Origin of the sequence: Stutzerimonas nitrititolerans (assembly GCF_003696285.1) — a bacterium.
Classification (GTDB): domain Bacteria; phylum Pseudomonadota; class Gammaproteobacteria; order Pseudomonadales; family Pseudomonadaceae; genus Stutzerimonas; species Stutzerimonas nitrititolerans.
Map to the genome: position 1 here is coordinate 112,854 of NZ_RFFL01000012.1, position 12,479 is coordinate 125,332.

The following is a 12,479-nucleotide window of genomic DNA, read 5'->3' on the forward strand; positions in this document are numbered from 1 at the left end:
CCGGTAGCATTCGCGCACGTTTTGAGCCGCCTGGAAAACCCCATGTCCGACCGAATTACCCTGCTGCGTCCCGACGACTGGCATATCCATCTGCGTGACGGTGCGGCACTCGCGCATACCGTGGCGGACGCCGCACGCCAGTTCGCGCGCGCGATCATCATGCCGAACCTGGTGCCGCCGGTACGCAATGCCGCCGAGGCGCACGACTACCGCCAGCGGATCATCGATGCCCGGCCGAGCGGCAGCCGCTTCGAGCCTTTGATGGTGCTCTACCTCACCGATGGCACCAGCGTCGAGGACGTCCGCGCCGCCAAGGCCAGTGGCTTCGTGCACGCCGCCAAGCTCTACCCCGCCGGGGCCACCACCAACTCGGCCTCCGGCGTGACGAAGATCGACAACATCTTCCATGTGCTGGACGCCATGGCCGAAGTCGGCCTGCCGCTGCTGGTGCACGGCGAAGTGACACGTTCGGAAATCGACATCTTCGATCGCGAGAAGCATTTCATCGACGAGCAGCTGGGCCGGGTGACCGAGCGCTTCCCAACGCTGAAGGTGGTCTTCGAACACATCACCACACGCGATGCGGTGCAGTTCGTCGAGGCCGCGGGCAGCAACGTGGGGGCGACCATCACCGCTCATCACCTGCTCTACAACCGCAACCACATGCTGGTGGGCGGGATTCGTCCGCACTTCTTCTGCCTGCCGATCCTCAAGCGCAACGTCCACCAGGAAGCCCTGCTGGACGCCGCCACCAGCGGCAGCCCGAAATTCTTCCTCGGCACGGACTCGGCCCCCCACGCCCAGCACGCCAAGGAAAACGCCTGTGGCTGTGCCGGCTGCTACACCGCCTACGCGGCGATCGAGCTCTATGCCGAGGCCTTCGAGCAGCGCAACGCGCTGGATCGCCTGGAAGCCTTCGCCAGCCACTTCGGCGCCGACTTCTACGGCTTGCCGCGCAACACCGAGCAGATCACCCTGGTGCGCGAGCCCTGGAGCGTACCGGGCCATCTGCCCTTCGGCGAGCACAATGTCGTGCCCCTGCGCGCCGGCGAAACCCTGCAATGGCGTCTGGAGGCAAGCGCATGAGCGAGGAGCAGTTCGACGACGAATTGGAGAACAACCTCTCGGGTAAACCACGCTCGCCCATGGCTCGGCGCTTTCGCGGTTTCCTGCCGGTGGTGGTCGACGTCGAATGCGGTGGCTTCAATTGCGCCACCGATGCCCTGCTGGAAATCGCCGCGGTGACCATCGGCATGGACGAACAGGGCCTGCTCTATCCGCAGGAAACGATGTTCTTCCGGGTCGAGCCCTTCCCCGGTGCCAATATCGAAGCCGCTGCGCTCGAGTTCACCGGAATCAAGCTTGATCATCCCCTGCGCATGGCCGTCGCCGAATCCCATGCGATGGGCGAGATCCTGCGCAGCGTGCGCAAGGCGGTGAAATCGGCCGGCTGCAAGCGCGCCATCCTGGTGGGCCACAACAGCAGCTTCGACCTGGGTTTCCTCAACGCGGCGATCGCCCGTTGCGACATCAAGCGCAACCCCTTCCATCCCTTCTCCAGCTTCGATACCGCCACCCTCGCCGGCCTCGCCTACGGCCAGACCGTGCTGGCCAAGGCCTGCCAGGCCGCCGGCATCGAATTCGACGGTCGCGAAGCCCACTCGGCCCGCTACGACACCGAGAAGACCGCCGAGCTGTTCTGCGGCATCGTCAACCGCTGGAAGGAAATGGGCGGCTGGGAAGAGTTCGACGAGTAGCGGCTCCCTCCGCTTGCGCACAAACGAAAAGGCCAGTCTCGCGACTGGCCTTTTCGTATCGATATCCCCTTACAACGGCTTGCCGCGATTGCCGTGTTCACTGACGAAGTTCTGCACGGCCTTGAGGTCGTTCGCCAGCACGCTGCAGCGCTCGGGACGCTCGAACAGATCGGCAAGATGCGCCGGCAACTCCAGCGCCTTGCCAACCCCGGCCTTTTCCACCGCCTCGGGGAATTTCACCGGATGCGCGGTGCCCAGGATCACCATCGGCGTTGCCAGGCTGCGGCGGCATTCGCGTGCGGCATGGACACCGATGGCAGTATGCGGGTCGAGCACTTCGCCGGTGGCCGCGAACACCTCGGCGATGGTCTTGCAGGTCTGCTCGTCGTCCACCGCCAGGGAATCGAACAGCTTGCGCGCCTCGGTCCAGCGTTCTTCCTCGACCGCCAGCTTGCCGCTGGTCTTGAAGGCGTTCATCAGTTCGGCCACGGCGGCGCCGTTGCGGCCGTGCAGGTCGAACAGCAGACGCTCGAAGTTGGACGAGACCATGATGTCCATGGACGGCGACAGCGACGGATGCAGCGTGTCCTTGTCGTAGCGGTTGCCGGACATGAAGCGGTGCAGGATGTCGTTACGATTGGTGGCGACGATCAGCTGGTTGATCGGCAGCCCCATGTTGCGCGCCAGGTAGCCGGCGAAAATATCGCCGAAGTTGCCGGTCGGCACCGAGAAGGCCACCGAGCGGGCCGGCCCGCCCAGCTGCAGCGCAGCGTGGAAGTAATAGACGATTTGGGCCATGATCCGCGCCCAGTTGATCGAGTTCACCGCCACCAGGCGGGTGCCCTTGAGGAAGCCCTGGTCGGCGAAGCTGTCCTTGACCATCTCCTGGCAGTCGTCGAAGTTGCCTTCGATGGCGATGTTGTGGATGTTGCCGCCGAGGATGGTGGTCATCTGCCGGCGCTGCACTTCCGAGACGCGGTTGTGCGGATGCAGGATGAAGATGTCGACGTTCTCGCAGCGGCGGCAGCCTTCGATCGCCGCCGAGCCCGTGTCACCGGAGGTGGCGCCGATGATCACCACGCGCTCGCCACGCTTGGCCAGTACGTAGTCGAGCAGGCGACCGAGCAGCTGCAGGGCGAAATCCTTGAACGCCAGGGTCGGGCCGTGGAACAGCTCCATTACCCATTCGTTGCCATCCAGTTGCCGCAGCGGCGCAACCGCGCTGTGGGCAAATACGCCCTGCTCTGATGAAGAATAGGTCTCTTCGAGAATCTGCTTGAAGTCGGCGTCCGGAATGCTGCCGGCCACGAAGGGACGCATCACCTTGAAGGCCAGTTCGTGATACGGCAGGCCGGCCCAGGAGGCGATTTCCTCGACGGTGAAGCGCGGCAGGTTTTCCGGCACATACAGGCCGCCGTCGCTGGCCAGTCCGGCCAGCAGCACATCTTCGAAATTCAGGGCCGGAGCCTGGCCACGGGTACTGATGTAGCGCATATAAAAACCTTCGGTTTGAGCTGAAGCCGAGCGATTCACCGCAGCTTCCAGTTCCTGATTAGTTCAGTTGTTCTACTCGGATCCGTACCACGCTGCCAACCACGTCATCGAGCGCCTCGAGGGCGGCGATGGCGTCGTCGATGCACTGCTCGACCACCCGATGGGTGACCAGGATAACCGGCACCAGCCCATCCTGGACTTCCGCTTCCTTCTGCATGATCGACTCGATGTTGATACCACGCTCGGAAAGAATGGTCGCCACCTGTGCCAGCACACCCGGATGATCCTTGGCCTGGATGCGCAGGTAATAGGCGGTCTCGCAGGCGCTGACCGGCAGGATCGGGTGAGCCGAGAGCGAGTCGGGCTGGAAAGCCAGATGCGGTACGCGATTGTTCGGGTCGGTAGTCAGCGCGCGGGCGACGTCCACCAGGTCGGCCACCACCGCCGAGGCGGTCGGCTCCATGCCAGCGCCGGCACCGTAATAAAGCGTCGAGCCTACCGCATCACCGTTGACCATCACCGCATTCATCACGCCGTTGACGTTGGCGAGCAGGCGGTCGGCGGGGATCAGCGTCGGATGCACGCGCAGCTCGATGCCCGCTTCGGTGCGGCGGGCCACACCCAGATGCTTGATCCGGTAGCCCAGGGCCTCGGCATAGTTCACATCCGCCGTGGTCAGGCGCGAAATGCCTTCGGTGTAGGCCTTGTCGAACTGCAGCGGAATGCCGAAGGCGATGGAGGCGAGGATGGTCAGCTTGTGCGCGGCGTCGATGCCTTCGACGTCGAACGTCGGATCGGCCTCCGCATAGCCCAGCGCCTGGGCTTCCTTGAGCACGTCCTCGAAGGCGCGGCCCTTCTCGCGCATCTCGGTGAGAATGAAATTGCCGGTGCCATTGATGATGCCGGCCAGCCAGTTGATACGGTTGGCCGCCAGCCCTTCGCGGATCGCCTTGATCACGGGGATGCCGCCCGCCACCGAAGCCTCGAAGGCGACGATGACGCCCCGCTCGCGGGCGCGGGCGAAGATCTCGTTGCCATGCACCGCGATCAGCGCCTTGTTGGCGGTGACCACGTGCTTGCCGTTCTCGATGGCCTTGAGCACCAGTTCGAGCGCCAGGGTATAGCCGCCGATCAGCTCGACGACGATATCGATCTCGGGGTTGCTGGCAACGGCGAAAACATCGTCGGTAATGGAAATGGAGCCGGTGTCGCACTTGGGGTTGAGCTGCCGGGTTGCGATCTGCGCAACCTCGATTCCACGCCCGGCACGGCGGGCAATCTCCTCGGCATTGCGCTTGAGCACATTGAAGGTTCCGCCACCGACGGTTCCCAGCCCACAGATGCCAACTTTCACCGGTTTCAAGCTGCACTCCCCATTCCCAGCGAACGGCCGGACGCACCAGCCGAACAAAAGAGTCGCACATTACGAATCGGCGGGGGTTTAGTCAAATTAGCTGGCGGCGGACAAGGGTTTCGGATCGATAACCGTAGGGCCGAATTAATTCGGTCAGGCGACAACGCGCAGAGGCCGAACGAGTTCGGCCCTACGCGCTCAGCTTTCCGCCCCGCCCAGGCCGAGGCGCTCATGCCACTGGGCCAGAGACTCGTCCGGGTACTCGGCGAAGCATTTGTCATCGGCGAAGACCTGCGGTTCGACCCAGCTCGCCTTCGAGTCGAGCATCAGGTGAGTGTGCTCCGGAGGCGTCGGAAGATCGGTGTCGATGGCCGATGCATGGGGGTGCACCAATTCCGGCCAGTTGGGATCCCACAACCAGAGCGCGCTGCCGCAGTGCTTGCAGAAATTTCGCTCCCCGTCGCTGATGCGCACCGCACCGGACTGCGGATCGACCATGCGCGCCCGATAGACGCTCAGGTGTTCCCGCCCTTCTATCGTCAGCGTCCGATGGTCGCCGCCGAGGTTGATCGCATAGCCACCGCCACCTGCCGTCTTGCGGCAGATGGAGCAATAGCAACGCATGAATGGGTAAGGCGCAGCCGACTCCAACGAGAACCGTACGGCCTTGCAGTGACAGGAACCTTCCAGCTTCATGATTGCGCCCTCCGTCTGTCTTGCAGACTTTGAACGCTGGGAGCGAGACAGTTCAGCCCGGGCTGATGGGCGACACCGAGAAGATGCCGCCCGAACGATCACTTGGCCTGGAGCGCGAGTTCCGCCAGCTGCGGGGCCGGCTGGTAGCCGGGAATGATCTGGCCGTCGGCGAGGACGATGGCAGGCGTGCCCTGTACGCCGATGAGCTGACCCAGCTGATACTGCTCGGCGACCGGATTGTCACAGGTGGCGGCAGGAACCTCCTCGCGCGCCTTGGCCTTGTTCATCGCCTCCTGCGGGTTCTTGGCGCACCAGACGCTGGTCAGGGTGTTGGCGCCATGGCTGCCCATTCCTTGGCGCGGAAACGCCATGTAGCGAACTTCCACGCCCAGGCGGTTCAGTTCCGGTACTTCGCTGTGCAGCTTCTGGCAATAGCCACAATCGGTGTCGGTGAACACCGTGATGTGGGTCTTGGGCTTCTCCGGCGCGAAGACCACCATGTCCTTGAGCGCAACCGCATTGATGGTGGCCGCGACCGACTGGCTCTGCGCCTGCTCGGTGAGGTTCAGCGCCTCGCCATCCTTGAACTGGAACAGGTAGCCCTGAATGACGAACTGGCCATCGGCACTGGCATACAGCTGGCGCCCGCCCTTGAGCTGCACCTGATAGACCCCCGGCATGGGGCTTTCGGCAACGGCCTCGATCGGCATGCCAGGCTGAATGGCATTCAGCGCATCTCGGATAGCCTTGTCGGGATCGGCGGCGACGGACAGGGAAGAAGCCAGGCCCAAGGCCACGGCAGCGAACAGACGACTCACGCGCATGGAAACTCCTGGCGACATCGATCAAAGAGGTGGGCGCGAAGATTATCATAGCCACCAGCCTCTCAACTGCCGGGACGGTCTTGGCAACCTCGGGTTGTGGCCTGTGGCGCATCTCGACGGCGGCTGGCCAAACCAGCCCGCCCTACGAGCTAGGCCTCGGTAGGGCCGAATTCATTCGGCCAACGTTCGCACGGCACCGATCTTCAGCCACGCGGATGGTGGCGCGCATGCAGCTCCTGCAGCCGTGCACGGGCAACGTGGGTATAGATCTGGGTGGTCGAGAGGTCGCTGTGGCCCAGCAGCATCTGCACGGTGCGCAGATCGGCGCCGTGGTTGAGCAGATGGGTGGCGAACGCATGGCGCAGCGTATGCGGCGATATCGCCGCACCGATACCGGCCACCGAAGCATGCAATTTGATGCGGTGCCAGAACGTCTGGCGGGTCATCTGCGTGCCGCGCTGGCTGGGAAATACGACATCGCTCGGCTTGTCGCCCAGCAACAGGCCCCGGGCCTGACGCAGGTAGCGCTCGAGCCAGTGCAAGGCCTCCTCGCCCAGAGGCACCAGACGTTCCTTGTTACCCTTGCCGAGCGTTCGCAGCACGCCCTGACGCAGATTGATCTGGTCGAGACTCAGAGAGATCAGTTCGGTCACCCGCAACCCGCAGGCATAGAGCACTTCCAGCATCGCCCGATCGCGCAGCCCCAGAGGATCACCGATATCCGGAGCCGCCAGCAAGGCCTCCACGTCGGCCTCGGACAATGCCTTGGGCAGGGGACGCCCCAGCCGGGGAAGATCGACCTGCAGGCTCGGATCGACATCGATCAACCCTTCACTCAGCAGAAACCGATAGAAGCTGCGCAGACCGGAAAGGAAGCGCGCGGTGGAGCGCGCCTTGTAGCCACCGGCCTGGCGCCAGGCGAGGTGATCGAGAATGATCGCGCGGCCGGCGTCCTCCAGCTTCAGGTCGCGTTCGGCCAGCCAGCCGTTGAACAGCGCCAGGTCGCTGCGATAGGCATCCCGGGTGTTGTCCGACAGCCCCTTCTGCAGCCACAGGGCATCCAGGAAGCGGTCAATTACAGGGGCATCAAGGGCGGGCATGGCGGCATCCGAAAAATCCGGCGCCACAGTGTTTCACAGGGCGCCAGGAAACGACCAGCAGGATCAGGCGTGATCGGGCAGTACCGGCACCGGCCGGTTGTCCTCACCCACAGCGACGAAGCTGAAGGTGCCCTTGATGGCCAGCTCGCGACCATCGTGGCTCATGCTTTCGACGAACACCTCGACCTCCACCTTCAGGCTGGTATTGCCTACTTTCACCACACGGCCGATCAGCTCGACGATGGAGCCAGCGGGAATCGGGTGATTGAAGTCGATCCGGTCGGAAGACACGGTGACCAGCGGCAATCGGCAGAAGCGCGTGGCGGTGATGAACGAAACCTCGTCCAGCCAGGCCAGGGCGGTGCCGCCGAACAGGGTGTTGTGATGGTTGGTGGTCGGAGGGAATACCGCCTTGGTCACGTGGGTGACCGACAGATCGGTACGACGCTGAATTTCGATTTCTCTCGGGGTCATGCCACTTCTCGCAAGTCATGTGGCCGCCGTGCTGCGAATCTTGTCGTTGTTGTCACGCTACCAGGCACGCAGGCAGGGAACGGTTATCGGGTTGTTCAACGAGTCTCGAATGATTACCGCAGTAACGAAAAAGCAGCCCGAAGGCTGCTCTTTCTTGCAAGGAAAGCGGTCCTCAGGACAGCTTTTCCTTGATACGGGCCGCCTTGCCGGACAGCGCGCGGAGGTAGTACAGCTTGGCCTTGCGGACATCGCCACGGCGCTTGACGCTGAGGCTGTCGACCATCGGGCTGAAGGTCTGGAAGGTACGCTCCACACCCACACCGTTGGAGATCTTGCGCACGGTGAAAGCGCTGTTCAGGCCGCGGTTACGCTTACCGATCACCACGCCTTCGAAGGCCTGCAGACGCTCACGCTCGCCTTCTTTCACCTTGACCTGAACGACAACGGTGTCGCCGGGGGCGAACGGAGGCAGTTCCTTGGTCATCTGCTCGGCTTCGAGCATCTGGATAATCTTGTTGGTCATGCTGTGCTCCTGAGACAAGCCCTTTTGGCCTGCCATCGATACGTTAACTATCGTCCCGCTGATGGATGTATTCCTTCAGCAGCTTTTGTTCTTCTCCAGAAAGCGAGCGGCTATCCAGAAGATCAGCGCGGCGTTCCCAGGTCCTCCCGAGGGACTGCTGCAAACGCCAGCGCCGGATGTGTTCATGATTGCCGCTGAGCAGCACCTCGGGAACACGTTTATCCGCATACACTTCCGGTCTCGTGTAGTGCGGACAGTCGAGCAGGCCGTCGGTAAACGAATCCTCCTCGGCAGAATCAGCATGACCCAGCGCTCCGGGGAGCAAGCGGGTCACCGCATCGATCAGCACCATGGCCGGCAGCTCGCCGCCGGACAACACGTAATCGCCAATCGACCATTCTTCGTCGACATGCGCTTCGATGAAGCGCTCGTCGATGCCTTCGTAACGCCCGGCGATGAGGATAAGTCCCTCCTCCTTCGCCAGTTCGCGGACATCGGCCTGTTTCAGCTGACGTCCTTGCGGCGACAGGTAGATCACCTTCGCCTTCCCGCCGGCGGCCTGCCTGGCATCGGCCAGCGCAAGCTCCAGCGGCTTGATCTTCATCACCATGCCGGGGCCGCCACCGAAGGGGCGATCATCCACCGTCTGGTGACGATCCTCGGTGTAGGCACGCGGGTTCCAGCATCGCAACTGGAGCAACCCCTGCTTCACCGCGCGACTGGTAATGCCGTAGTCACTGATGGCAGCGAACATGTCCGGGAACAGACTGATCACTTCAACACGAAAGCTGGACATGTCGCTCAGAAATCCGCGTCCCATTCGACATGCATCTCTCCTGCTTCCAGGTCGACCTTCAGCACGCAAGGGTCGGTATAGGGCAGCAGTCGCTCGCGATCGTCCAGGCTGCCGTCGCACGGCTTGACCACCAGGACATCGTTGGCACCGGTTTCGAGTAGATGGTCGACCCGTCCGAGCACTTGCCCGAGCTGGTTGATGACCCTCAGGCCCTGAAGCTGATACCAGTAGAACTCATCGCCGGTCAGCGGCGGAAGCTCACTGCGGGGAATGCAGATCTCGAAGTCGGCGTAGGTTCGCGCCACTTCCCGATCGGTCAGTCCTCTCAGCGTAGCCACCAGGATCTTGCCCTGGAGGCGCCCCTTGACCAGCTCGACCTGCTTGACCTCGTCCCCTCGCCTGAGCGTCCAGCGACGATAGTCCAGCAGATTGTCGATCGGATCGGTAAAGGAATAGACCTTCACGTCACCACGCACGCCATGCACCGAAACGATCTTGCCGATTACGAGCAGATCTTCGGCCGGGGCAGACGTTGCGTTCATGCGATTCAGGCAGCGGCCTTGGCAGCTTCCTTCAGCAGCTGAGCAACGCGCTCAGACGGCTGTGCGCCCTGGCTCAGCCAGTAAGCGGCACGCTCCTGGTTCACGGACAGCTTCACTTCCGCACCCGAAGCGATCGGGTTGAAGAAACCGATACGCTCAACGAAGCGACCGTCGCGCGCATTGCGGCTGTTGGTCACGGTCAGGTGGTAGAAAGGGCGCTTCTTGGAGCCGCCACGGGCGAGACGAATAGTTACCATGTGAACATCGTTCCTGTAGTCGGTGCTAACTTAAGGCACACACTTAAAATGGGCCTGGGCCCGAAAGGCCGCGCATTTTACGAGTAAAAGCAGCAAGCTTCAAGCCGCAAGCTACAAGTAAATGCAAAACCCGAACGCGCCGGATCATTTACTCATGGCCTGCAGCCCGGGGCTTGCAGCCGTCGTTCAGAATTTCGGCATCCCGCCGCCGGGGAACATGCCGCCCATGCCGCGCATCATCTTGGCCATGCCGCCCTTGCCGGTGACCTTCTTCATCATCTTCTGCATCTGCTTGTGCTGCTTGATCAGCCGCCCGATATCCTGCACCTGAGTGCCCGAACCCATGGCGATGCGGCGCTTGCGCGAGCCGCTGATGATGTCGGGGTTGCGCCGCTCACCTGGCGTCATCGAGTTGATGATGGCTTCCATCTGCTTGAACTGCTTCTCCGCAGCGCCCTGGGCGTTACCCATCTGGGACAGGTTCATGCCGCCGATGGAGGGCAGCTTGTCCATCAGGCCGCCGAGGCCGCCCATGTTCTTCATCTGCTGCAGCTGGTCGCGGAAGTCTTCGAGGTCGAATCCCTTGCCCTTCTTCAGCTTCTTGGTGAGCTTTTCGGCCTTCTCACGGTCGAGGGTCTGCTCGGCCTGCTCGATCAGACTGAGCACGTCGCCCATGCCGAGGATGCGCGAAGCGATACGATCCGGATGGAAGGGTTCGAGCGCGTCGCTCTTCTCGCCCATGCCGAGGAACTTGATCGGCTTGCCGGTGACATGGCGCACCGACAGCGCAGCACCGCCACGGGCATCGCCATCGACCTTGGTCAGCACCACGCCGGTCAGCGGCAGCGCCTCACCAAAGGCGCGGGCGGTGTTGGCGGCATCCTGGCCGGTCATGGCGTCAACCACGAACAGCGTCTCGGCCGGATTGATGGCCGCATGCACGGCCTGGATCTCGGCCATCATCTCGGCGTCGATGGCCAGACGACCGGCGGTATCCACCAGCACCACGTCGATGAATTTCAGCTTGGCTTCACGGATCGCGGCCTGAGCGATCTCCACCGGCTTTTGGCTGGTATCGGACGGGAAGAAGGTCACCCCGACTTCAGCAGCCAGGGTTTCCAGCTGCTTGATTGCCGCGGGACGGTAGACGTCGGCGGACACCACCAGCACGGTCTTCTTCTTGCGCTCCTTGAGGAAGCGCGCCAGCTTGCCCACCGTAGTGGTCTTGCCCGCGCCCTGCAGGCCCGCCATCAACACCACGGCCGGCGGCGCCACGCTCAGCGCGAGGTCTTCGTTGGCGGCGCCCATCAGCTCTTCGAGTTCGGCGCGGACGATCTTCACGAACGCCTGGCCCGGGGTCAGGCTTTTCGATACTTCCGTTCCAACGGCCCGATCCTTGACCTTGGCGACGAACTCCTTGACCACCGGCAGCGCGACGTCTGCTTCGAGCAACGCCATCCGCACTTCGCGCAGGGTGTCCTTGATATTGTCCTCGGTCAGCTTAGCCTTGCCGGTGACATGGCGAAGCGTTTGCGAGAGGCGATCGGTTAGGTTTTCAAACATGAGCCGTTTCCACGCGAAATGCGGTTAAGGAGCGGATTATAGAAGCTGCAGCCCCGCTATCGGTACCCTGCAGGCATCGCTTTTCATTGGTCGAGCATACCGGCTTTGCCCGCAGGCCAACACCGGCCCCGATGCGGTGCCAGCGAACCAGGCCGCAATCGGAATCGTTCGCCGACAAGGAAGAAGGTGGCACAGTCGCCAGAACGCGACAGCTTCTCACATCCATCCGCTTTTGCGGGCCGGGGGTTTGTGCCACACTCAGCATCTTTCGGGCCTGTTAACAGACACCATGTTTCCTCTGCTACCCAGCCTCGCTGCCGCCTGCCTCTATGCAGGCGCCACCGGATATCAAGGCCTGCGCCTGGTCCAGCGCGCACGGCCGGACCGGCGCCTGCTGTTCGCCATCGGTGTACTGGCACTGCTTGCCCATGGGCTGAGCCTGTTCACCCAGCTCCTCTCTCCAAACGGCCTGCATCTCGATTTCTTCACCGCATCGAGCCTCATCGCCGCCGCGGTCATTCTGCTGATCCTGCTGGCGCTCAAGCGGATGCCGGTGGAGAACCTGCTGCTGATGCTGTTCCCGCTGGGTTTCCTGACCGTCGTTCTCGCCCAGTTCGCGCCCTCCGGCACGCCACCTGCGATAGCCGAGGAACCGGGCATACTGGCGCATATCCTGCTGTCGATCCTGGCGTACGGCATGCTCACCATCGCCGTGTTCCAGTCGCTGCTGCTGCTCCTGCAGGACCACCATCTGCGGAACAAGCATCCCTCGGGCCTGATCAAGAACTTCCCTCCGCTGCAGACCATGGAAAGCCTGCTGTTCGGCTTCCTGCTGGCGGGCTGGCTGCTGCTGTCCGCTTCGCTGGTTTCCGGCTGGCTGTTCCTCGACGATCTGTTCGCGCAGCATCTGGTGCACAAGACGCTGCTTTCGGTCTTCGCCTGGATCGTTTTCGGCCTGTTGCTATGGGGTCGCCACCAGCTCGGCTGGCGCGGCTACAAGGCCATTCGCTGGACCCTCGCCGGATTCTGCCTGCTGATGCTGGCGTATTTCGGCAGCAAGCTGGTTCGCGAATTCATCCTGCATATCTAGAACGAAAGG

At 62.7% G+C, this 12,479-nt stretch carries 14 protein-coding genes; 3 read left to right on the top strand and 11 right to left on the bottom strand.

The features are described 5' to 3' along the window. Positions 1-42 precede the first annotated feature (42 nt). Together pyrC and rnt are read left to right on the top strand one after the other, a co-directional pair. The gene (pyrC, locus tag EA795_RS15595) at positions 43-1,086 is read left to right on the top strand and encodes a dihydroorotase (protein ID WP_058077103.1); all 1,044 of its coding nucleotides are present in this window, start codon (positions 43-45) and stop codon (positions 1,084-1,086) included. Then, positions 1,083-1,757 (top strand): ribonuclease T, encoded by a 675-nt coding sequence (gene rnt / locus EA795_RS15600; protein WP_014851813.1) that lies wholly within the window; start codon positions 1,083-1,085, stop codon positions 1,755-1,757. The genes pyrC and rnt overlap by 4 nt, the downstream gene beginning before the upstream one ends. Positions 1,758-1,826: 69 nt before the next feature. On the opposite strand, the gene thrC is transcribed toward rnt, so the two are convergent. The 11 genes from thrC to ffh form a co-directional block, all read right to left on the bottom strand. After that, positions 1,827-3,251 (bottom strand): threonine synthase, encoded by a 1,425-nt coding sequence (thrC, locus tag EA795_RS15605; RefSeq protein WP_122078282.1) that lies wholly within the window; start codon positions 3,249-3,251, stop codon positions 1,827-1,829. Between the two features lie 58 nt (positions 3,252-3,309). Further along, positions 3,310-4,614, bottom strand: coding sequence for a homoserine dehydrogenase (locus EA795_RS15610; RefSeq protein ID WP_122078284.1), 1,305 nt, complete (start codon positions 4,612-4,614; stop codon positions 3,310-3,312). 189 nt (positions 4,615-4,803) lie between these two features. Continuing rightward, positions 4,804-5,301 (bottom strand): GFA family protein, encoded by a 498-nt coding sequence (locus tag EA795_RS15615; RefSeq protein ID WP_058077106.1) that lies wholly within the window; start codon positions 5,299-5,301, stop codon positions 4,804-4,806. Positions 5,302-5,399: 98 nt separating this feature from the next. Further along, positions 5,400-6,125 carry a thioredoxin fold domain-containing protein gene (locus EA795_RS15620; RefSeq protein ID WP_058077107.1) on the bottom strand — a complete coding sequence of 242 codons (726 nt, stop codon included), beginning with the start codon at positions 6,123-6,125 and terminating at the stop codon, positions 5,400-5,402. 203 nt (positions 6,126-6,328) lie between these two features. Then, the gene (gene xerD, locus EA795_RS15625; RefSeq protein ID WP_122078286.1) at positions 6,329-7,225 is read right to left on the bottom strand and encodes a site-specific tyrosine recombinase XerD; all 897 of its coding nucleotides are present in this window, start codon (positions 7,223-7,225) and stop codon (positions 6,329-6,331) included. Between the two features lie 63 nt (positions 7,226-7,288). After that, positions 7,289-7,699, bottom strand: a complete 411-nt coding sequence (locus EA795_RS15630; protein ID WP_058074628.1) for an acyl-CoA thioesterase — start codon at positions 7,697-7,699, stop codon at positions 7,289-7,291. Between the two features lie 172 nt (positions 7,700-7,871). Continuing rightward, positions 7,872-8,222, bottom strand: coding sequence for a 50S ribosomal protein L19 (gene rplS / locus EA795_RS15635; RefSeq protein WP_014851806.1), 351 nt, complete (start codon positions 8,220-8,222; stop codon positions 7,872-7,874). 43 nt (positions 8,223-8,265) lie between these two features. Further along, on the bottom strand, positions 8,266-9,018 hold the full coding sequence (gene trmD / locus EA795_RS15640; RefSeq protein ID WP_014851805.1) for a tRNA (guanosine(37)-N1)-methyltransferase TrmD: 753 nt from the start codon (positions 9,016-9,018) through the stop codon (positions 8,266-8,268). A 5-nt stretch (positions 9,019-9,023) separates the two neighbouring features. Next, positions 9,024-9,560, bottom strand: coding sequence for a ribosome maturation factor RimM (gene rimM / locus EA795_RS15645; protein ID WP_014851804.1), 537 nt, complete (start codon positions 9,558-9,560; stop codon positions 9,024-9,026). A gap of 5 nt (positions 9,561-9,565) precedes the next feature. Beyond that, on the bottom strand, positions 9,566-9,817 hold the full coding sequence (gene rpsP / locus EA795_RS15650) for a 30S ribosomal protein S16 (protein WP_009867795.1): 252 nt from the start codon (positions 9,815-9,817) through the stop codon (positions 9,566-9,568). Positions 9,818-10,003: 186 nt separating this feature from the next. Next, the gene (ffh, locus tag EA795_RS15655; protein WP_122078287.1) at positions 10,004-11,380 is read right to left on the bottom strand and encodes a signal recognition particle protein; all 1,377 of its coding nucleotides are present in this window, start codon (positions 11,378-11,380) and stop codon (positions 10,004-10,006) included. A 289-nt stretch (positions 11,381-11,669) separates the two neighbouring features. On the opposite strand from ffh, the gene EA795_RS15660 reads away from it, so the two are divergent. Then, positions 11,670-12,470, top strand: coding sequence for a cytochrome C assembly family protein (locus EA795_RS15660; RefSeq protein WP_014851802.1), 801 nt, complete (start codon positions 11,670-11,672; stop codon positions 12,468-12,470). Positions 12,471-12,479: the final 9 nt, after the last annotated feature.

Coding starts and splice junctions, on each gene's coding strand:
- EA795_RS15660 (WP_014851802.1), top strand. CDS start 11,670: ATGTTTCCTCTGCTACCCAGCCTCGCTGCCGCCTGCCTCTATGCAGGC.
- rplS (WP_014851806.1), bottom strand. CDS start 8,222: ATGACCAACAAGATTATCCAGATGCTCGAAGCCGAGCAGATGACCAAG.
- EA795_RS15630 (WP_058074628.1), bottom strand. CDS start 7,699: ATGACCCCGAGAGAAATCGAAATTCAGCGTCGTACCGATCTGTCGGTC.
- trmD (WP_014851805.1), bottom strand. CDS start 9,018: ATGTCCAGCTTTCGTGTTGAAGTGATCAGTCTGTTCCCGGACATGTTC.
- ffh (WP_122078287.1), bottom strand. CDS start 11,380: ATGTTTGAAAACCTAACCGATCGCCTCTCGCAAACGCTTCGCCATGTC.
- EA795_RS15615 (WP_058077106.1), bottom strand. CDS start 5,301: ATGAAGCTGGAAGGTTCCTGTCACTGCAAGGCCGTACGGTTCTCGTTG.
- rnt (WP_014851813.1), top strand. CDS start 1,083: ATGAGCGAGGAGCAGTTCGACGACGAATTGGAGAACAACCTCTCGGGT.
- xerD (WP_122078286.1), bottom strand. CDS start 7,225: ATGCCCGCCCTTGATGCCCCTGTAATTGACCGCTTCCTGGATGCCCTG.
- rimM (WP_014851804.1), bottom strand. CDS start 9,560: ATGAACGCAACGTCTGCCCCGGCCGAAGATCTGCTCGTAATCGGCAAG.
- rpsP (WP_009867795.1), bottom strand. CDS start 9,817: ATGGTAACTATTCGTCTCGCCCGTGGCGGCTCCAAGAAGCGCCCTTTC.
- EA795_RS15620 (WP_058077107.1), bottom strand. CDS start 6,125: ATGCGCGTGAGTCGTCTGTTCGCTGCCGTGGCCTTGGGCCTGGCTTCT.
- pyrC (WP_058077103.1), top strand. CDS start 43: ATGTCCGACCGAATTACCCTGCTGCGTCCCGACGACTGGCATATCCAT.
- thrC (WP_122078282.1), bottom strand. CDS start 3,251: ATGCGCTACATCAGTACCCGTGGCCAGGCTCCGGCCCTGAATTTCGAA.